At 49.6% G+C, this 20978-nt stretch carries 15 protein-coding genes and 1 tRNA gene; 11 read left to right on the top strand and 5 right to left on the bottom strand.

Annotated elements, in window-relative coordinates:
- Positions 1–48: 48 nt before the first annotated feature.
- From ade to KI362_RS06125, 3 genes are all read right to left on the bottom strand, one after another.
- Complete coding sequence (ade, locus tag KI362_RS06135; protein ID WP_301625664.1) at positions 49–1854, bottom strand: adenine deaminase; 1806 nt, start codon at positions 1852–1854, stop codon at positions 49–51.
- A 161-nt stretch (positions 1855–2015) separates the two neighbouring features.
- Positions 2016–2615: an ATP-dependent Clp endopeptidase proteolytic subunit ClpP gene (gene clpP / locus KI362_RS06130; protein ID WP_044480670.1), complete on the bottom strand. Its 600-nt coding sequence runs from the start codon at positions 2613–2615 to the stop codon at positions 2016–2018.
- A gap of 300 nt (positions 2616–2915) precedes the next feature.
- A tRNA-Arg gene (locus KI362_RS06125) sits at positions 2916–2990 on the bottom strand.
- Between the two features lie 1537 nt (positions 2991–4527).
- On the opposite strand from KI362_RS06125, the gene KI362_RS06120 reads away from it, so the two are divergent.
- From KI362_RS06120 to eno, 11 genes are all read left to right on the top strand, one after another.
- A complete protein-coding gene (locus tag KI362_RS06120; RefSeq protein ID WP_301625662.1) occupies positions 4528–5538 on the top strand; it encodes a LacI family DNA-binding transcriptional regulator in 1011 nt (336 codons plus the stop codon).
- 105 nt (positions 5539–5643) lie between these two features.
- Complete coding sequence (locus KI362_RS06115; protein ID WP_301625660.1) at positions 5644–6597, top strand: ABC transporter permease; 954 nt, start codon at positions 5644–5646, stop codon at positions 6595–6597.
- Positions 6598–6614: 17 nt separating this feature from the next.
- On the top strand, positions 6615–7502 hold the full coding sequence (locus tag KI362_RS06110; RefSeq protein ID WP_044480667.1) for a carbohydrate ABC transporter permease: 888 nt from the start codon (positions 6615–6617) through the stop codon (positions 7500–7502).
- 78 nt (positions 7503–7580) lie between these two features.
- Positions 7581–9224 carry a sugar ABC transporter substrate-binding protein gene (locus tag KI362_RS06105; RefSeq protein ID WP_301625657.1) on the top strand — a complete coding sequence of 548 codons (1644 nt, stop codon included), beginning with the start codon at positions 7581–7583 and terminating at the stop codon, positions 9222–9224.
- 656 nt (positions 9225–9880) lie between these two features.
- A complete protein-coding gene (locus KI362_RS06100) occupies positions 9881–11221 on the top strand; it encodes a glycoside hydrolase family 30 protein (RefSeq protein ID WP_301625655.1) in 1341 nt (446 codons plus the stop codon).
- A gap of 290 nt (positions 11222–11511) precedes the next feature.
- Complete coding sequence (locus KI362_RS06095) at positions 11512–12543, top strand: sugar-binding transcriptional regulator (RefSeq protein ID WP_044480664.1); 1032 nt, start codon at positions 11512–11514, stop codon at positions 12541–12543.
- A gap of 100 nt (positions 12544–12643) precedes the next feature.
- Positions 12644–13654: a type I glyceraldehyde-3-phosphate dehydrogenase gene (gene gap, locus KI362_RS06090; protein WP_301625653.1), complete on the top strand. Its 1011-nt coding sequence runs from the start codon at positions 12644–12646 to the stop codon at positions 13652–13654.
- A gap of 417 nt (positions 13655–14071) precedes the next feature.
- The gene (locus KI362_RS06085) at positions 14072–15253 is read left to right on the top strand and encodes a phosphoglycerate kinase (protein ID WP_301625651.1); all 1182 of its coding nucleotides are present in this window, start codon (positions 14072–14074) and stop codon (positions 15251–15253) included.
- A 37-nt stretch (positions 15254–15290) separates the two neighbouring features.
- Positions 15291–16043, top strand: a complete 753-nt coding sequence (tpiA, locus tag KI362_RS06080; protein WP_044480661.1) for a triose-phosphate isomerase — start codon at positions 15291–15293, stop codon at positions 16041–16043.
- Between the two features lies 1 nt (position 16044).
- Positions 16045–17592 (top strand): 2,3-bisphosphoglycerate-independent phosphoglycerate mutase, encoded by a 1548-nt coding sequence (gene gpmI, locus KI362_RS06075; RefSeq protein WP_301625649.1) that lies wholly within the window; start codon positions 16045–16047, stop codon positions 17590–17592.
- 26 nt (positions 17593–17618) lie between these two features.
- Complete coding sequence (gene eno, locus KI362_RS06070; RefSeq protein WP_044480657.1) at positions 17619–18905, top strand: phosphopyruvate hydratase; 1287 nt, start codon at positions 17619–17621, stop codon at positions 18903–18905.
- A 237-nt stretch (positions 18906–19142) separates the two neighbouring features.
- On the opposite strand, the gene KI362_RS06065 is transcribed toward eno, so the two are convergent.
- Complete coding sequence (locus tag KI362_RS06065) at positions 19143–19313, bottom strand: aspartyl-phosphate phosphatase Spo0E family protein (RefSeq protein ID WP_301625646.1); 171 nt, start codon at positions 19311–19313, stop codon at positions 19143–19145.
- Between the two features lie 222 nt (positions 19314–19535).
- Positions 19536–20930, bottom strand: a complete 1395-nt coding sequence (locus KI362_RS06060) for a transcriptional regulator (protein WP_301625644.1) — start codon at positions 20928–20930, stop codon at positions 19536–19538.
- Between the last annotated feature and the right edge of the window lie 48 nt (positions 20931–20978).

The raw sequence follows: 20978 nt of genomic DNA, 5'->3' as shown, positions 1-20978 counted from the left end.
GATACAGCGGGAGGCTTCTTTATGGGTTGCTCTATGGAACACTATGGATTACTCTGTCCCCAGCTCCAATGGAACTATACGGAACTGGTCGACATCGGCGAGCCCGCGGTTGGTGATCCGCAGCTCAGGAATGACCGGCAGGGCGATCAGGGAGAAGGTCATGAACGGCGCGTTCAAGGTGCAGCCGAGCGTCTTCCAGGCCTGCTCCAGCTCCTGAACCTGCCGGGCGACGGTAGGGAGCGGCTGATCGGACATCAGGCCGGCAATGACCATCGGCACTGCCGCCAGCACCTGGCCGTCCAGCACGGCGATCATGCCGCCTCCGAGCTTCGCCAGCTCATTGGCGGCGAAGGCCATCTCCTCGTGGCTGGCGCCCATCACGAGGAGGTTGTGGCTGTCGTGGGCGACCGTCGACGCCACGGCACCGCGCTTAAGGCCGAAGCCTTGCGCGAAGGCCAACGAGATTTGACCGCTCCCATGGTGGCGGTCAATGCACGCGAGCGTGAGCACATCCTGCTCCACGCTCGGCTGGATGTACCCGCCCGCCACCTCGAGGCGGGCGGTTCCGCGTCCGGTTCGCGCGCTATTTTCAATCGCGCGAATGACGCGGACCGCGGTGCCGCTGCTGGCTGCGCCAAGCGTGCTCGGCACCGCGAAGTCGCCCGGTACCAGAGGCCGGGCGAGGCGTACCGAATCCCGCGCATGCGCCGGGTATTCGTACACCGGGAAGCCGGCGCGAAGCTCGCCGTCTTCCCACACGATCTCGCCGTCCGCAATGACTGTGGACGGCTCCATCCGGCCCAGATCGCCGATCAGCAGCACATCGGCGCATTTGCCGGGGGCGATGCCCCCGACATCACCGTCGACCCGGAAGTAACGGGCCGTATTGATCGAGCCCATCTGAATCGCCTTGACGGGATCTACGCCTTCTTTGATGGCCCGGCGTACGACATGATTCATATGGCCTTTCTCAATCAAGGTCTGCGGGTATACATCGTCCGTGATCAGCAGAACCTGGGCGGAATCCGCCCCGTCCTCTGTAACGACCTTGATCACTTCCTTGACATCATGCCAGGCAGAGCCTTCACGCACCATCAGATACATGCCCAGCTCCAGCTTGCGCAGACCCTGCTCCCGGGTTACGGTCTCGTGACAAGACGATACCCCGGAGGCGATATAAGCTTGCAGCTCGGAATCCGAGTCACTAGGGAAATGTCCGGTCACGGTCTTGCCAGCGTTAATCGTAGCGGCAATTTCTCCGGCCATTTTTGGATCACCGTGCACGACGCCGGGGAAATTCATCACTTCGCCCAGTCCGGCCACGCCTTCCCAGGTCATGCCCTCCTCAATGTCGGAGACATGCAAGCAGGCTCCGGCATCCTCCAGATCATCGGTGGAAGGAACACAAGACGGAAAGGTGGTGTAGACCTTCAGCGGCAGCTGCTGGCCCTCTTCGTGCATCCAGCGGACGCCCTCTGAGCCGAAGACGTTGGCAATCTCGTGCGGGTCCATAAATACCCCGGTCGTTCCTTTTGCCAAGGCAGCCTTGGCGAATTCCGTTACAGACAGCATGGTGCTCTCTACGTGCATGTGTCCATCCAGCAAGCCTGGAACGATGTATCTGCCCTTCGCATGGACGAGAATGGTATCAGGGCCGGCCAGATGAGCGGCTGAGCCGATATAGGCAATGCGGCCAGCCGCAATTGCCACATCCGTATGGGGCTGCAGCTTGCCCGTGTACACATTGACCAGCGTACCGTCCAGAATAATTAAATCTGCTTTTCTACTGCCGGTAGCAACCTCTGCCAGCACCCGGCTGACTTCCGGAAGCTTCTTTCTTCGGCTTGCACACATTCTGCTTCACTCCTTGAATTTTCAGTATTCAGAATATTTCGGAATGCTTCATATATTTTCATTATTTTTTCACTGATTGCCTTGAAATGCAAGCAAAAAGACTGCGCCCCCAGATCAAAAACAATCCGGGAACAGCAGTCCTGTAGTTGATTTTATAAAAATTACTTGTTGTCCGGCATCGGTGTCTTCTCGATAACACGATCGATCAGGCCGTAGTCCTTCGCTTCAGCAGCACTCATGAAATAGTCGCGGTCGGTGTCCTTCTCGATCCGATCCAGCGGCTGTCCGGTCCGTTCAGCGAGGATCTTGTTCAGCTTGTCGCGCATCTTGAGAATCCGGCGGGCACGAATCTCAATATCCGTTGCCTGGCCTTCTGCTCCGCCGAGCGGCTGGTGAATCATAATTTCACTGTTCGGCAGCGCATAACGCTTGCCTGGTGCGCCTGCGTTCAGCAGGAAAGCGCCCATAGAAGCCGCGAGTCCTACGCAGATGGTAGACACATCGGACTTAATGAATTGCATCGTATCAAAAATGGCCATCCCAGCCGTAATGGAACCGCCAGGGCTATTAATGTACAGATGGATATCCTTTCCAGGGTCTTCCGCATCCAGAAACAGCATCTGTGCGATAATCGCGTTGGCCACAACATCATTTACCTGCGAACCGAGGAAAATGATCCGGTCTTTCAGCAGTCTGGAATAGATGTCATAAGCGCGTTCGCCCCGGTTACTTTGTTCAACGACCATAGGTATATAGCTCACCGAAAAAACCTCCCTGTTTTATCCATTAGTTTATAACTCCATGCTTCTCGAGTCTGCCAACTTTATAAAGGTTCGATCTTTGGCACAAGGGTAAGGCAATAGTATGAATGGATAATTCATACGGTTGACTCGACAATGTGCAAATGTTCCTCAACTCTATAAGAATTGACGGAATCGAGAAATATTAACCTCATCATAATCAATTTCAAACAGAAAGTCAAAGATAGTCAAACTCTAGGTAACAAAAAAGCCCAAACGGGCATTCAACCTGAAAAACATTATGCATTGTAAAAGATAAAATGGCGCGCCCGCGAGGAATCGAACCTCGATCTCAGGCTCCGGAGGCCTACGTCATATCCATTGGACCACGGGCGCATATTTTGAATAGCAGCTTTTTTAACGTGCAGAAATGATTATATGCCATCCACTAATAAATTGCAAGCTAAATTCCCGAAGCTGAAATCCCCGAAGCCTGTTGTTGTTCTGAGATCATACTGTGAGACACCGCGCGCTTGGATCCGCGCTCGGTGCGAAATGTACACATGCGTACTTCGCCGCATCTTGCAGAATCTGCTGAATAGCCAGCGGTGGTGCATACTTACATGAAAATGTGCAATAGCACAAAGGACAGTTAAACATCGGAGGGCGAGTTAGAGGGGCAGCCGTGTGAAATGATCCTACAATCGCTGTTGTTCACAGATTTCCAGGATTGGACTAAGTTCTCACAAGGGGGAAATCTGCTCACAAAGGCGAACGCTCCGAGTCTATGCTCCCGATGCAGCTTTCTTACAGAAAGCTTTTATTTCAAAACCTTTCACACTCTTGTCCTAACTATCGCGCTTATTGAGTTCAACTGAAATGCAGTTTGCACATGAATGTGCCTAAGATGCATTGCAATAACTGCACTGCTATTAACTTACCTCCTTGCAGCATTCAAGCAGGAGACTAAGCACAGCCTTGGGCTAAGCGCGAACGGCAGCTTGCGCGATAGCTTATGCACGACGTCAATGACCTGCCGCGCCTAAAGTTGCACCTCCGCCTCATGATAAATACGGCCCTTGCACCGAAACTTTGCTCATCCGGTCGCGATTTAGTGAAATTACTTCCCTTAAAATCTTCATTCGACGCACGAACCCACTTTTAGTGAAAAAACTTACCTTAGATCGCCAGTAACTAGCCAAACCCGTGTTTTAGTCAATTTTAAGTACAAAAATTTCACTATATCCGCATTTCTATCATTTCTACTGAATTTAAGGTAACTTTTTTCACTGGATACCCATAAGACTCATATTTCATGTGGACGAGCGATCACCGTCATGCTGCGAAACACGCGCGCTGGAAGCTGCGCTCGGTGCGGGGTCTATGCATGCGTACTTGGTCGGACATTTTGCTGCATCTACTGAAATAACCCTTGCACTGCGGGCTTGTTGAAATGGGGTATCCCCAATGATGATGCGGTGTCGTCTATTTACTGTTTGAATGCATCTGCGTCATAGAGAGAGTGCGGTGCATCCAGCACCTATAAAGCCGATCCAAAGAGTCTGCGTAAAAGGGTATAAGCGTGAAGGTGGGTGCAGTAACAGCTTTCTGAAAGAAAGCTGCATCGGGAGCATACGCTCGGAGCGTTCGCCTTTGCGAGTGGGTTTCTACCGTATGATAGCTTAGTTCAATCAAAGAAATCCGCGAGTAACAACGATCGAAGCCAACCTTCACACGTTACCCCTCGGAGCGCAGAGTTATTAAGCTGGCTCCACTGCTGCCCTCTCGCACGAAACTGCGACACTAATCCCCCGCATCCCTTACGGGATAAGCTAAGAGCAAAAATTTATAAAAAAGTATTGTACTGAAAGCGCTTCTATGATACTTTATGAATATATAAAAACGTTTTTATTCAGAGGGGTGTAGTAGTTGTATGGGTAAGGTTACGATTAAGGATGTAGCGAAGGCGGCGGGTGTTTCCATTTCGACGGTATCGAATGCATTGAATGATGTTGACGTCTTGAATCCGGAGACCAAGTCTCATGTGCTGAAGATTGCCAAGCAGCTTAACTACGTGCCTAATCTGAACGGGAAGCTCTTGAAGTCGAAGAAGACGAACATGATTGGCTTTTTCACGACAAGTGTATCCGGTCCGTACTTCTACATTCTGGTTGAGTCCATGGCACGGGAATGCGAACGGCTCGGCTATGGTCTGAACGTGATGGTTACGGCGGACAAACATACGATTATCAGTAATATTCTTGGCAGACGCGTCGATGGCGTGATCATTTATGAAGAATCGCGGATTGACGAGAATGATATAGCTATGATGGAGAAGGATAAGGTGAAGGCGGTATTTCTGGACCGGGTGATCCAGAAGGAAACGATGGGAACCGTGATTTTCAATTCCTTTGCTTCTGGCTATGAGGCTACGAAATACCTGATTAGTCTGGGGCATAAAAGGATTGCCTACATTTCCGGCGTGGATACGATGTATGACAGCGTGCAGCGGAAGGAAGGCTATCTGGCGGCATTGCGGGAGCATCAGCTTCCGGCGGATGAAGAGATGATATTACAGGGTTATTTTGAAGAAGAAGGTACTTATAACGCTGTAAAAGGTTATTTGCATAAGTTTCCGGGGAAGAAGCCGGACGCTTTTTTGGCGGGCAACGACTTGAGTGCGATCGGGTGCATCAAGGCGCTGCGAACGCATGGTTACGAGGTTCCAAGAGATATTAGTGTGGTGGGCTTTGACGATATTGATATTGCCCAATATTTCACGCCGCCTTTGACGACGGTAAGGAATCAGATTGCAAGGCAGGGTATTCTCGCAGTGGACCATTTGGTCAATATGATCCACAAACAGGAGCAAGGGAAGGTTCAGAAGCTGGGCGGGGAGTTGATCGTGCGCGGCTCCAGCCATGTGAGGCTGACCAATTCGTAGGCTGCAATGCTTTTTGGAATAAAACATAAAGGGGGATTTTCATGCCCAATATAAAAACGTTTTTATTATTCGAAAGCGATAGAAAATCCGAAGGAGGAAGACAGCATGGCTAAGTCAGCGGTAATGAAAAAGCCGATAGGACAAAGGATGAAAGAGTTCCTGATTGATTTCGGACGCCAGTGGGAAATTCAATCGATGATCTGGCCCGGCATTATTTTTATGGTTATTTTCTGCTATGTCCCTATCTACGGATTGACGATCGCTTTTAAAAGCTACACGGTCATTGACACCATTGATACCGCTCCGTGGGTGGGTCTGGAGAACTTCCGGATTATCGCAACGGACAAATACTTCTGGGACTCGGTTGTCAATACGCTTGGGATCAGCTTTCTGAAGCTGGCGATCGGATTCGTCATTCCCATTATTCTGGCGATCATGATCTATGAGTTAAGCATGGGCCGGTTTAAAAAGATCGTGCAGACGATTTCTTACCTGCCGCACTTTCTGTCCTGGATCGTACTGGGCGGGATGCTGATCACCTGGTTCTCGACGACAGGGCTATTCAACCAGCTGTTGCTTGATCTCGGACTCATCTCTCAGGCGCAGAATATTTTGCTGGATCCAGAGAAATATTGGTGGATTGCCGTTCTGTCGGATATCTGGAAAGAAGCCGGCTGGGGAACGATTCTGTATCTGGCCATCATGGCTAAGATCGATCCTACCTATTATGAAGCGGCAAAAATTGACGGTGCGAGCCGTCTGAGACAAATCTGGAACATTACCCTTCCGAACATGAAGATGATTATCAGCTTGAACCTGATCCTGACCGTAAGCGGATTGCTCGGCTCCAACCTGGACCAGACACTCGTATTGATGAACTCTCAGAACCGGGCGAAGGCCGAAGTTATTAACTCTTATGTGTACCGAATGGGGATGACGCAAGGTGATTTCTCGTACGCCACTGCCGTTGGTCTGGGTGTCTCCATCGTATCCGTGATCCTGTTGGTCGTAGCCAACAAGGTAACAAGCAAGCTTAATGATAATCAATCCGTCCTGTAGAGAAGGAGGCAGCAGCCATGCAAGCAAAGAGGGTCAAGCAGGATCTCGATAGCAGAATCTTTGACACTGTAAACGTTACCATACTGCTTTTGTTCACCATGATTATTATCGTTCCGCTGTGGAATGTCATCGTATCTTCCTTTAGCTCCGGGCGCTCACTGGCGGAGGGCGGCTTCGTCTTCTGGCCCACGGAATTCTCGCTCGAGAACTATCAAGCGGTATTCCGGGATGAGACCATCTGGCAATCCTTTATTATTTCCGTCCTGAAGACGGTTATCGGGGTACTGACCCACGTATTCTTCTGTGCCATGATCGGCTACGGCTTGAGCAAGAGCAATGTGCGCGGCCGCAAGCTCTATGTCACGATGGGCGTCATCACGATGTTCTTCTCCGGCGGGATGATTCCGACTTATCTGCTTATCAAATCCCTGGGGCTGCTCAATACATTCTGGGTGTACATCATTCCGGCCCTGTTCAGCTACTATGATGTCGTCATTCTGATGAACTTCTTCCGCAATGTACCGGACTCCCTGGAGGAGTCAGCCAAGATCGATGGTGCGGGCGACTGGAAAATTTTCCTGAGAATCTTCATTCCCTTGTCCATGCCTGCGATGGCGACGATCGCCCTGTTCAACGGGGTGAACCAGTGGAATGACTTCATGACCACCAAGCTCTACATTACCGACCAGTGGCTGTATCCGCTGCAGATGAAGCTGTATGAGATTATCGTGCAATCCCAGACCCAGTCGATGCAAAATATCGGCGGATCCGTTGTCATCGAGACGACTACCAAAGGGGTTCAACTCGCAACAATTGTAATCACTACGTTACCGATTGTTGTGATTTATCCAATACTGCAACGGTACTTTATCTCAGGCATGATGCTGGGGGCGGTGAAAGAGTAGTTTTGGGCGTAGAGAAAGACAGGGAGAATACCGGTTGAACCGCAATGAAGTGTTTTTAACAATAAGGAGGGTTTCGGAATGTTTAAGATGAACAAAGGCTTCGGGAAAAAGTCCCTGACACTGTGCGCTGCCTTGTTGGCTGCTGCACTTGTAGTTACAGGCTGCGGCGGCTCCGGGGGCGGCTCCAAGGCTAAGGAGGAAGTATCGCTTGAGAACCGCTACACGCCGGATGCTAACAGGCCTGCATGGGAGCTGGATACCAAGGAAGAGATGACGGAGCTCACTTGGTATGTGAATGCGGACTGGTGGAACACCGATTTTGGCAATGATGTTGTGACGAAAAAGATTAAAGAGGATTTGAACATCAACATCAAGTTCATTACCGGTGACGATACCAAGCTGAACACGTTCTTCGCCGGCAATGACATGCCGGATTTGATCACCACCTTCGATTCGAACTCGGCAGTTGTACAGAAAGCCTCCACCTGGGCGCTTCCGCTGAATGAGCTTGCTGAGAAGTACGACCCTTATTTCAATAAAGCAGCAGCAGCCGATACGCTGAACTGGTTCAAGCTCGATGATGGCAACACGTATGGCTATCCGAACTACTCCAATACACAAGCCGATTATGATAACGGTACCATTCCTGCGAAGACCGCTTTCATTATCCGCAAAGACGTCTATGAAGCCCTTGGCCAGCCAAGCATCAGCACGCCTGAAGAGTTCAAGAGCGTGATGGGACAAATCAAGAGCCAATTCCCGGATCTGATTCCATTCGGCTTCAACTCCATCGGTGAAGGCACAGGCTCCCTGGGCGATGTGTTCCAGGACTTCCTGGGTGTTCCGCTCGAAACCGAAAACGGCGAGTTCTACAACCGCAACCTGGACGAAGACTATCTGGCTTGGTTAAAGACATTGAATGAGTCCTACCAGGAGGGCGGCATCAGTGATGACAGCTTTGCTGACGATGGTCCTGCTTTTGAGGAAAAAGTAAAAGCCGGCAAATATGCAACCATGCTGCTCGATGGGACGCCGCAGCAAGGCGGCAATCTGCAAATTTTCATGACGGCTAACCCGGACAAGGCTTACATGGCTATCGACGGTCCTAAGAGCACCGTTGGCAACGAGCCTAAGCTGAACCAATCCGGTATCACGGGATGGATGATCAGCTTTATCACGAAGAACTGTAAAGATCCGGCAAAAGCAATCCAAATCTTCACGTACCTGCTGAGCGAAGAAGGCCAAATGCTGATGAACTACGGCATCGAGGGCGAAACCTACACCAAGAATGCCGACGGTACGGTTCAATTCACACCGGAAGTAAAAGAACTGCAATTGAACAATGCAGACCAGTTCAAAAAGGAATACCGCATGGGCGAATTCATGTTCTTCGGTCATGACCGTCATAAAGCGCTGAGCGCCGACGCCTTCCCTGAATCGATCAAGCAAATGCAAGAATGGGGTAAAGGCAAGCTGGTTCCACATTTCATCTTGGAGAACATCAACCCTGATCAGGGTACAGCAGAAGCGCGTTCCCTGACGGCAATTAACACAACCTGGAACACTGCGATGGTCAGCCTGATCCGCTCCAAGAGCGAGGCAGAGTTCGATAAGACGCTGGACGCCTACAAGAAGTTCCTTGACGAAAACGGATGGGAAGCCATTGTGAAGGTCCGTACCGAAAAAATGCAAGCAAACAAAGAAAAGCTGGGCATTAAATAACGATATAAATTGAACCAATAATGCACACTAGATGCCTACGTATAAAGTGTTCTTACGATCGCTGTTGTTCGCGGATTTCTCTGATTGAACTAAGCCATGAGAAGGAAGAACTCCGCTCTCAAAGGCGAACGCTCCCGCTTCTTCAGAACTCTTTATACTGATCACGAAGTGTTTCAGGTAGCTGATTCGACATCGAATCTTGCGTTCACCCTAGAAGTCCAAGCGGATGCTTACGAGGTATGCTCCCTTTGGAAGTATTTCACTCATGTAGGTTTTGCCTACACTCCGTTCCTTCTTCGTCAGGTTCTCGCAACCTTATCGGTACTGAAAAGCCGACTTTTTGAACATACACTTATATAGCAATACTGATTAATCTGCGAAGGGGCTTTCTCCGGCCGATCCCCCGATCTCCGGGAGGGCCCCTTCATTACTAAGTAGATAAGTAGTATTTAAAACATAGTGCAGCCAGGCAAAAGTGAGGGGTGTTCTGAAGAAATGGAATGTTCGCCTTTGGGAGTGGATTCCTACAAAAATTTGATTTTACTTAGATCAAAGGAATCCGCGGACAACAGCGATCGCAAGAACACCCCACACGTCTGCCAGTTACACGCACTATCTTTAAATCGTATTTTCTACTTCAAATTGGAGGGACCATCATGCGAGATCTCACACTCTATTACTCCTCTGGAGAGGACTCACTATTCGTCCAAAAGACCGCGGAGCAGCTCAAGCCTGTCGAGGACGACCCCGTGGTTACGGTAGCACTGGACGAGTCTGTAAGCTATCAGACCCTGGACGGCTTCGGCGCTTCGTTTACCGATTCGGCAGCCTACCTGATTCATCAGGTGCTTCCGGAGGATGTCAGAATGGATCTGATGAAGAAGCTGTTCGACCGGGAGGAAGGCATCGGCCTGTCCGTGCTTCGCAACCCGATGGGGGCCTCTGACTATGCCCGATTCATTTACAGCTATAATGACCTTCCGGATGGAGAGACCGATCCGGAGCAGAAGCAGTTCTCCATCGCTCATGACGAAGCCGACGTCATTCCGCTGGTGCAGGAAGCGCTGCGCCTGAATCCCGAGATCAAGCTGTTCGGCTCGCCGTGGAGCGCGCCGGGCTGGATGAAGACGACCGGCTCCATGCTGGCGGGCGAATTGAAGCCGGAATACTATGCGGCCTATGCCGAGTATTTCGTCAAATATATCAAGGCCTATGCCGAGCATGGCCTGCCGGTCTATGCCGTCACACCGCAGAACGAGCCTCTTTATATGCCGAAGCATTATCCAAGCATGCTGATGCTTCCGGAGGTTCAGGTTGAGTTTATTAGGGATCACCTGAAGCCGGCCTTTGTGAAGCATGGGATCCAGACCAAGATTCTGGCCTATGATCATAACTGGGACCGCCCGGATTACCCGCTGCTTGTGCTGGATGAAGCCGGAGATGCCGTGGATGGCGTGGCCTGGCATTGGTATGGCGGACCGCCTGCCGCGCAAAGTCAGGTGAAGGAGGCTTATCCCGGCAAGGAGGTCCATTTCACCGAAGGCTCCGGCGGGGAATGGATTCCGGCCTTCGAGCCGGCCTTCTCCAATGTGATGCGGACGGGGATCGAGATTCTCCGTAATCATAGCCAATCCCTGGTGCTATGGAATATGGCGCTCGATGAGAAGAATGGTCCGACCGTGCCCGGATTCGGAAAGAGCACCTGCAGGGGAATCGTGACCGTCAATCAGGAGACCCGCGGATTGGAGTACACGCTCGACTATTATGCCCTGGCTCATTTCAGCAAGGTTGCAGCTCCCCAGGCCGTAAGAATCTCCGCAGAAGCGGATCGGCCTGAGGTGCGCTCAGTGGCCTTCAGGAATACGGATGATTCGATCGGAGTGGTACTGTTTAATGATGGAGAGGGCGCAAGTCATATTACATTGCAGCTGCAGGGTGAGAAGCAAGCGAGCCTCCGCCTGGAATCCAAGAGTGCCTTATCTGTATTAATTCGTTAAAAAATTTAGTGTTGTCGCCTATATAGCATGAATGCGCTCCTTTTGGTGAGAATAGACGGGTAGAGACGTCTGATTTTTAGCCAGAGGGAGCGCTGTTTATTTTTCGGGATCAGGGCGGTTCCTGCCTCGGCATGCATAAGCGGATAGACGGAGGTAAATTATACGGTCGACAGGCTTGCAACCGGGATAGAAATTAGTTAAAATATCAGTGGGACTTAAAAAGTTAACCCGGGACATTTTAAGACCAAGGAGAAGGAGAGAGAAAGTCGAAGCTTGCAGGAGTGGAAAGCATGCGAACTATTTTGGAAGTGCAGAAGCAGCTTCTTCCTGATCTCATGGAGATTCTCAAGAAAAGGTATACCATTCTTCATCAGATCCTGTTATCGGATGTGATCGGCCGCAGAACGCTTGCGGTATCGCTGAACATGACAGAACGTGTGCTTAGGGCCGAGACGGATCTTCTGAAGGCTCAGGGCCTGATTGAAATCGAGAATGTGGGCATGAGAATCAGTGATTCGGGCAGAAAACTGCTGGACGACCTGGAGCCGATCGTGAAGGATATCTTCGGACTATCCAATCTGGAGGAGAGAATCAGGGATGCCTTTGGCCTTCGCAAGGTCATTATAGTGCCAGGTGATAGCGAGGCTTCGCTATTAGCCAAGAAGGAGCTCGGCAGAGCCGGCGCCAAGGCGCTGCTTGCAACCATGAATCCTCAAGACGTCGTTGCGGTAACAGGCGGCTCTACGATCGCCGAAGTGGCGGAGCAGCTTAGCCCGCCGGCCAACCTCTCATTGAAGCAATGCTGGTTCGTACCGGCACGCGGCGGATTGGGAGAGAGCTTGGAGATTCAGGCGAATACGATCGCTTCCGGAATGGCGAAGCGGGTGGGTGCAGGCTACCGATTGCTGCATGTGCCTGATTTGCTAGGCAAGGAAGCCTATGAATCGCTTGTCCATGATCCGAACATCCATGATATCGTAGAGATGATCCGGGAAGCAAGAATCATCATTCACGGTATCGGAGATGCGATGGAGATGGCACGCCGACGCAAGCTGGATGGAAGCACGGTCAAGGAATTACAGGACGAAGGTGCGCTTGCGGAATCATTCGGTTATTATTTTAACGGCGAGGGCGTTGTGGTCCACAAGATGCTGACTCTGGGCCTCCGGCTGGAGGATATTATGCGGACGGAGACCGTGATCGGGATTGCGGGTGGCAAGAGCAAAGCCAGAGCCATCCATGCGGTGCTTCAATTCGGTCAGGAGGATATTCTCGTCATCGATGAGGCCGCCGCCGAAGAAATTGTAAAACTGCTGGATTAATAACTATTTAGACAACATCTTAGATTTAGAAACGTTTATTCATGGCGGGTTAAACAGCCTGTCTTGACTAATAAAAAAAGAACATTGGGAGGATCTATTCATGAGTGTAAAAGTTGGTATTAACGGTTTTGGACGTATCGGTCGTTTGGCTTTCCGCCGCATTCAAAATGTGGAAGGCATCGAAGTAGTAGCAATCAATGACCTGACAGATGCAAAAATGTTGGCTCATTTGTTGAAATATGATACAACACAAGGCAAGTTCGACGGCGAAGTTGAAGTTCATGACGGCTTCTTCAAAGTGAACGGCAAAGAAGTTAAGGTTCTTGCAAACCGCAACCCTGAAGAGCTTCCTTGGGGCGAGCTTGGCGTTGATATCGTTCTGGAGTGCACAGGCTTCTTCACAACGAAGGAAAAAGCTGAGCTTCACTTGAAAGGCGGAGCGAAAAAGGTTGTTATCTCCGCTCCTGCTACAGGCGACATGAAGACTGTTGTTTACAACGTTAACCATGAAATCCTTGACGGTTCGGAAACGGTTATTTCCGGTGCTTCTTGCACAACTAACTGCTTGGCTCCTATGGCTAAGACGCTTCAAGACAAGTTCGGTATCGTTGAAGGCTTGATGACTACGATCCACGCTTACACAGGCGACCAAAACACCCTTGACGCTCCTCACGCAAAAGGCGACTTCCGTCGTGCGCGCGCAGCAGCTGAGAACATCATCCCTAACACTACAGGCGCTGCTAAGGCAATCGGCCTGGTTATTCCTGAATTGCAAGGCAAATTGGACGGCGCGGCTCAACGCGTACCAGTTGCAACTGGTTCCCTGACTGAGCTCGTAACTGTTCTTGAAAAGAAAGTAACTGCTGAAGAAGTTAACGCAGCGATGAAGGCTGCTTCCGATCCAGAAACTTATGGCTACACAGAAGACGAAATCGTATCCTCCGACATCAAGGGTATGACTTTCGGTTCCCTGTTCGACGCAACGCAAACTAAAGTATTGACTGTTGGCGACAAGCAGTTGGTTAAGACTGTAGCTTGGTATGACAACGAAATGTCCTACACAGCTCAATTGGTTCGTACTTTGGAATACTTTGCAAAGAAAGTTAAGTAAGACCCAGCATCAAAGATAAACGCCAAAGAGGAGAACCCTGTGTAGAGGACTCCTCTTTGGTTCATGTTTTTTACACTGCACAATCTATATAAGTTGAACTAGAAAAATACACAGAAAGGGCATAAGTGTGAAGTGTTCTGAAGTGAAAGCTTTCTGAAAGAAAGCTACTTCGGGAGCATAGGCTCGGATAGCGGTCGCCTTTGTGAGCCGATTTCTGCCTTGTCAGAACTTGGTCCAATCAGAGAAATCGGCGAACAACAGCGATCGTAGGAATACTTCACACGTTGCCCCTAGTGTACAATCTTTAGTTCAACTTAATTAGTAGCGACATTCACACACACCGTTTTTTATAGATAAATAGAAGCTTCAAGCTGTATCCTTACGAGAGAAATTAGATGGCTTAGGAGGAACGTGAAGATGAACAAGAAGAGTGTACGTGACGTGGAAGTAAGCGGTAAACGCGTATTTGTCCGCGTCGATTTCAACGTGCCGATGCAAGACGGCCAAATCACGGACGATACCCGGATTCGCGAGACGCTGCCAACGGTTAAATATTTGATCGAAAACGGCGCGAAGGTTATTCTGGCGAGCCACTTGGGCCGTCCAAAGGGACAAGTGAACGAGGATATGCGTCTTACCCTGCCTGCGAAGCGTCTTGGCGAATTGCTCGGCAAAGAAGTGGCTAAGGCTGACGAAGCTGTAGGCGAAGCAGTTAAAGCGCAAGTGAACGCAATGAACAACGGAGACGTCCTTGTTCTTGAGAATGTTCGCTTCTATCCGGGCGAAGAGAAGAACGATTCTGAGCTGGCTAAGCAATTTGCTGAGCTTGCAGATCTGTTCGTGAACGACGCTTTCGGTGCTGCTCACCGTGCGCATGCTTCGACAGAAGGCATTGCTCATCATTTGCCGGCTGTATCCGGTCTGTTGATGGAGAAGGAACTGTCCGTTCTGGGCAAGGCGTTGTCGAACCCTGAACGTCCATTCACGGCGATTATCGGCGGCTCCAAGGTAAAAGACAAGATCGACGTGATCGACAACCTGCTTAACATTGCAGACAACGTGCTGATTGGCGGCGGATTGGCTTACACCTTCTTCAAGGCACAAGGCCATGAAATCGGCAAATCCCTGCTGGATGACAGCAAGCTGGATGTTGCGCTCGGCTTCATTGAGAAGGCGAAGAAGCTCGGCAAGAACTTCGTATTGCCAGTTGACGTCATCGTCGCTGACGATTTCAGCGCAGATGCCAACCATAAAGCCGTTGAAATCGACAGCATTCCTGCAGACTGGGAAGGCCTCGACATCGGACCTAAGACTCGCGCGAAATATGCCGAGATCATCAAGGATTCCAAGCTTGTCGTTTGGAACGGACCGATGGGCGTATTTGAAATCGACACTTTCGCAAATGGTACCAAAGAAGTTGCTGAAGCTTGCGCTACGACATCAGGATACACCATCATTGGCGGCGGCGACTCCGCAGCGGCAACTGAGAAGTTCAATCTGGCTTCGAAAATGGACCATATCTCCACAGGCGGCGGCGCTTCCCTGGAATTCATGGAAGGCAAGGCGCTTCCGGGCGTTGTTGCTCTGAACGATAAGTAAGACTGGTTAGTGGACTTAATAAGAAGGAGTGAGCTGCATGAGAACACCGATCATTGCCGGGAACTGGAAAATGTTCAAGACCGTTTCCGAAGCAAAGACCTTCTTCGAGGCTATTAAAGGTAAAGCGGAGGTTGAGGGCGTAGAGAGCGTCATTTGTGCTCCATTCACCAACCTGCCGGCTTTGGTAGAGCTTGCCAAAGGCACGTCGATCAAGATCGGCGCGCAGAACCTGCATTTTGAAGATGAAGGTGCATTCACCGGCGAAATCAGCGGGGGAATGCTGAAGGAACTGGGCGTAGATTATGTCATTATCGGGCATTCCGAGCGCCGGGCTTATTTTGCAGAGACAGACGAGATTGTCAATAAAAAGGTTCATGCTGCGTTCAAGCATGGCCTGACTCCAATTCCTTGCGTAGGCGAGAAGCTGGAGGAGCGTGAAGCCGGACAAACGAAGGACGTCGTGAAGGTTCAGACCGAAGCGGCTCTGAAGGGACTGTCCGCTGAGCAAGCAGCAGAGGTTGTTATCGCTTATGAGCCAATCTGGGCGATCGGCACGGGCAAATCCTCGACTTCCGAGGATGCGAACGAGGTTATCTCTTACATCCGCAGTCTGGTAGAAGGCTTGTACGGCGCGGACGTAGCTGCAAAGATTCGTATCCAATACGGCGGCAGCGTGAAGCCGGAAAATGTGAAGGAATATATGGGCCAAAGCGATATCGACGGCGCTCTTGTGGGCGGCGCAAGTCTGCAGCCGGCATCTTATATTCAATTGGTTGAGGGGGCAAAGTAAGATGAGCGCTCCAAAACCAGTAGCATTGATCATCATGGACGGCTTCGGACTTCGGAATACGGTGGAAGGCAATGCGGTTGCACAGGCTTACAAGCCGAACTATGACCGCTACCTGAAAGAGTATCCGAACACGACACTGACTGCTTCCGGAGAAGCTGTAGGCTTGCCGGAAGGCCAAATGGGCAACTCGGAGGTTGGTCACCTGAACATCGGCGCAGGCCGTATCGTGTATCAGGACCTGACCCGGATCTCCAAGTCGATCCGTGACGGCGAGTTCTTCCAGAACGAGACATTGGTAGCTGCCGTGCGCAGCGCCAAAGCGAAGGGCAAGAAGCTGCACCTGTACGGACTGCTGTCCGATGGCGGCGTGCACAGCCACATTGACCATATGTTCGCGATGCTTGATCTGGCCAAGAAGGAGGATATGCATGATGTGTATATCCACGCTTTCCTGGATGGACGGGACGTGGCTCCGGATAGTGCGAAGGGCTTCATTGAACGCTTGATCAAGAAGATTGAAGAGGTCGGCGTAGGCAAGATCGCGACCGTGCAAGGCCGCTACTATGCGATGGACCGCGACAAGCGGTGGGAACGCGTAGAGAAGTCTTATCGTGCGATGGTGTATGGCGAAGGCCCGAAATATACTGACCCGATTACGGCTGTAACTGAGTCGTACGAGAAGTCGGTGTTTGACGAATTCGTGATGCCAACAGTTATCGTGGACGGACATGATCAACCGATCGGTCTGGTAGAATCGGAGGATTCCGTAATCTTCCTGAACTTCCGTCCTGACCGTGCGATTCAGTTGTCCAACGTCTTCACGAACAAGGATTTCCAAGGCTTTGACCGTGGACCACGCTTCCCGCAAAATCTGCATTTCGTCTGCCTGACACTGTTCGCAGAGACAGTAGATGGATTTGTAGCTTATGCGCCGAAGGACCTGGATAACACCTTCGGTGAAGTGCTTGTCCAACAAGGCAAGAAGCAGCTGCGCATTGCCGAGACCGAGAAATATCCGCACGTTACCTTCTTCTTCAGCGGCGGACGCGATGTTGAGCTTCCAGGCGAGACTCGTATCCTGATCAACTCGCCGAAGGTTGCAACCTATGACCTGAAGCCTGAGATGAGCGCCTATGAAGTAGCCGAAGCTTGCGTGAAGGAAATCGAGGCTGACAAGCACGACGCGATCATTCTGAACTTTGCAAACCCGGATATGGTGGGACACTCTGGCATGCTGGAGCCAACCAAGAAGGCGGTTGAAGTGACGGATGAATGCGTAGGCAAGGTTGTGGATGCCGTGAAAGCGAAGGGCGGCGTTGTCGTCATTATCGCTGACCACGGAAATGCGGATATGGTATTTGATGAGCAAGGCCGTCCGTTTACCGCGCATACCACGAACCCGGTTCCATTTATCGTAACTGACGAGAATGTAATTCTGCGTGAGAGCGGTATTCTGGCTGACGTGGCTCCAACGCTGCTTGACCTGATGGGTCTGCCGCAGCCTGCCGAGATGACAGGCCAGTCCATGATCGCTAGCCGCAAATCCTAATTTCAAACAACAAAGGAGAATATACAATGACTATTATTTCTGACGTATACGCACGCGAAGTCCTTGACTCCCGCGGTAACCCTACTGTAGAAGTTGAAGTTTATCTTGAGTCCGGCGCACTTGGCCGTGCGATCGTACCTTCGGGCGCTTCCACTGGCGCACACGAAGCTGTAGAGCTTCGCGACGACGACAAATCCCGTTACTTGGGCAAAGGCGTTCTGAAGGCTGTTGAGAACGTAAATGAAATCATCGCTCCAGAAGTAATCGGCATGGACGCGCTGGATCAACTCGGTATCGACAAGCTGATGATCGCTTTGGACGGAACACCTAACAAAGGCAAGCTCGGCGCTAACGCTATCCTGGCTGTATCGATGGCTGTTGCCCGTGCTGCTGCTGACGCTCTTGACCTGCCACTCTATGTATACCTTGGTGGATTCAACGCAAAACAACTTCCAGTTCCAATGATGAACATCGTTAACGGCGGCGCACACGCTGACAACAACGTTGACGTGCAAGAATTCATGGTTCTGCCTGTAGGCGCTCCTACATTCAAGGAAGCTCTTCGCGTAGGCGCTGAAATCTTCCACAACCTGAAGTCTGTTCTGAAGGCAAAAGGCCTGAACACAGCTGTAGGCGACGAAGGCGGCTTTGCTCCTAACTTCACTTCCAACGAAGATGCCTTGTCTTCCATCATGGAAGCTATTGAAAAAGCAGGCTACAAGCCAGGTGTTGACGTATTCCTGGGTATGGACGTAGCTTCCACCGAGTTCTTCAAAGACGGTAAATACCATCTGGAAGGCGAAGGCAAATCCTTCACGCCTGCTGAATTCGTTGACCTGTTGTCCTCTTGGGTTGACAAGTACCCAATCATCACTATCGAAGACGGCTGCTCCGAAGACGACTGGGAAGGCTGGAAGCTTCTTACCGAGAAGCTGGGCAGCAAGATCCAATTGGTTGGTGACGACCTGTTCGTAACCAACACGGAGCGTCTTGAAAAAGGCATCAACGACGGTATCGGTAACTCGATCCTGATCAAGGTGAACCAAATCGGTACGTTGACTGAAACCTTCGACGCCATCGAAATGGCTAAGCGTGCAGGTTACACTGCAGTTATCTCCCACCGCTCCGGTGAATCCGAAGACAGCACCATCGCTGACATCGCAGTTGCGACGAACGCAGGTCAAATCAAGACCGGTGCCCCTTCCCGTACAGACCGTATTGCGAAGTACAACCAATTGCTCCGCATCGAGGACCAACTGGGTGAACTGGCTCAATACAACGGCTTGAAGTCGTTCTACAACTTGAAGCGTTAATCGTATTATATAGAAGAGACCTGATCCGGGTAACCGTGATCAGGTCTTTTTTTGCGGTCTCGAAGTTCCCAAATACCTTTTCCTAACGAAATCTGGCTGTTTAAAGCATGGAATGTTTAGAATAGATTATTTTATCATCATTTTCTCGTTCTATATAGCTCTAACATTTTTTTTATATTTTCGATAAATATTAGACGAAGGTCTTCCCATTTACGTATAGCAGTGTAGATTTCAATATTAATATTTTCTGTTGTTACACAATTGATTATATTCGTTAATGAGCTTGTCCAACCGTACAGATTGACGAATGACATATGGATGGCATAATTGACCATTATGCTTTTCTGTCAGTACATGAAGTTTTTTTCTGGCTGCTTCAATGCGTTCTTGTAGGCTTTGCAATTCCATATAAACATCCTCCCCTATGTAATATTCTAGGGAATTATGTTAAAATATTGTATTTCCTATGAGTGGCATAACCTAACCTATAAAAAGGGACTCCCACAATGTAGGAGCCCCTTTGTAAAATATTGAACTTGATTCAGATTTACTTGGTTAAAAAGTAACTATGTCCCCCATCCATGGCCCATTACTTGAATTAAAATAGGTGCTTCAGCGAAAAAGATAATGCTACACAGAAACCAAAAGTAATAGATTTTTTTTCTCATTAATTTCATGCACCTCATTGGATAGTGATTTGAATTTTTGTGTTGCATCAGCGTTAGCGTGTTCTCGATATTTCTCAAATAAGGTGAAGCAAACCAAGATATTCTTCTCACTATTTATCTTAATGGACAGTTCCAAACTTGCCAAGAGATACTCTAAAGCCTTTGTGAAATTCTGTTTTTGATTAAAAAAGTACACAGCAAGATCTTTATAGAATCGAGCATGAGCCTCCTTTATAATGTCTTGTTGGTATGCTCCGGCAATGATGTCCTCAGCCTTATATGGTATGTATAATGAGAATTTTTCTAGAATATCGTCTATATTAACCCTGTGCATGTTTGCTACCTGAATAATATGACACATTGCAATAAATATCTCGTCCTCATGTGCTGCAACGTGAGAAATATATTCTTCGATTACCTCTAACTCACCAGACATTAGACGGTAGAGCAGTGAATTGATGTTAGCCCACTCTTTGAATTGAGCAATGATACGCTCTGCGATCTCGTCTTTCTCCCGAATCCAACTTTCACCATTTGCATAAAGCGATACAAATTCCAACGCCTTGTTATAGTCACCATAATGTTCATGGACTGTGGCGCGGGCCAGGTATGCATAAAGAATGTAATAATATAGCGGCTGTGCTGCTTGAATTAAGGATTCTTCTATACGACGTGACTCACCTTGTAAATGATACAAGGAGGATGCCAGCTGCTGTAGTTGAACTGCTAATGCCTCTACCTTGAACCATTTATGGACCATACCAAAAATATGCATGAGCTGCTTTAGGGCCTCTAACTGCTCCATTTCAGGAAGTCTATTCGTATAAGGCTCAAACTGTGTAGCTGCAACTAGGTTCTCTTCTATATCTTCACCTAATTGAAGGTTAAACAAGCGGTATCGACAAAGTGCAAGACGCTCAGAGTGCTGATACCGCTCAGACTCAGCAACCTGTCTATAAATCAAAGCTGCTGCCTTTAGTTTTTCTTGCTTAAAAAGTTGCTCGGCAATCTCAAATAAGGTGGCATTGTACTGACGATCCTCCAATACCCGTCCAACAACCTCTTCTATACAATCCAACCGCTCTAGCTCAGCACAACGCAAAATAAATGGTCGAATTCGACGTAGATTGCTGGATGATGTAAAACATTCCTCAATATATTCTTTGAAGAAGCTATCCTCTGACAACCCCATGCCGTTCGTAATTCCTTGTAATTGTCTTAGGGAAACTGGACTTACTCCTTTTAAAATCCGGCTCAAAGTACCTGTGTTAATAGCAGATAGCTGTGAGAACTTAGATATAGACAACTGCTCTTCTTGCATATATTGTTCTAATATTTCATGAATTGACCGTCGCAATTAAAGACCTCCACTCTAAATTCCATATATTAGGATGTCCATAAAAAT

It is taken from the genome of Paenibacillus apis (assembly GCF_018333295.1).
GTDB lineage: Bacteria > Bacillota > Bacilli > Paenibacillales > Paenibacillaceae > Fontibacillus > Fontibacillus antibioticophila.
This window is presented reverse-complemented; position numbering and strand designations above follow the sequence as displayed.

Coding starts and splice junctions, on each gene's coding strand:
- ade (WP_301625664.1), bottom strand. CDS start 1,854: ATGTGTGCAAGCCGAAGAAAGAAGCTTCCGGAAGTCAGCCGGGTGCTG.
- KI362_RS06120 (WP_301625662.1), top strand. CDS start 4,528: ATGGGTAAGGTTACGATTAAGGATGTAGCGAAGGCGGCGGGTGTTTCC.
- KI362_RS06115 (WP_301625660.1), top strand. CDS start 5,644: ATGGCTAAGTCAGCGGTAATGAAAAAGCCGATAGGACAAAGGATGAAA.
- KI362_RS06110 (WP_044480667.1), top strand. CDS start 6,615: ATGCAAGCAAAGAGGGTCAAGCAGGATCTCGATAGCAGAATCTTTGAC.
- KI362_RS06105 (WP_301625657.1), top strand. CDS start 7,581: ATGTTTAAGATGAACAAAGGCTTCGGGAAAAAGTCCCTGACACTGTGC.
- KI362_RS06100 (WP_301625655.1), top strand. CDS start 9,881: ATGCGAGATCTCACACTCTATTACTCCTCTGGAGAGGACTCACTATTC.
- KI362_RS06095 (WP_044480664.1), top strand. CDS start 11,512: ATGCGAACTATTTTGGAAGTGCAGAAGCAGCTTCTTCCTGATCTCATG.
- gap (WP_301625653.1), top strand. CDS start 12,644: ATGAGTGTAAAAGTTGGTATTAACGGTTTTGGACGTATCGGTCGTTTG.
- KI362_RS06085 (WP_301625651.1), top strand. CDS start 14,072: ATGAACAAGAAGAGTGTACGTGACGTGGAAGTAAGCGGTAAACGCGTA.
- tpiA (WP_044480661.1), top strand. CDS start 15,291: ATGAGAACACCGATCATTGCCGGGAACTGGAAAATGTTCAAGACCGTT.
- gpmI (WP_301625649.1), top strand. CDS start 16,045: ATGAGCGCTCCAAAACCAGTAGCATTGATCATCATGGACGGCTTCGGA.
- eno (WP_044480657.1), top strand. CDS start 17,619: ATGACTATTATTTCTGACGTATACGCACGCGAAGTCCTTGACTCCCGC.
- KI362_RS06065 (WP_301625646.1), bottom strand. CDS start 19,313: ATGGAATTGCAAAGCCTACAAGAACGCATTGAAGCAGCCAGAAAAAAA.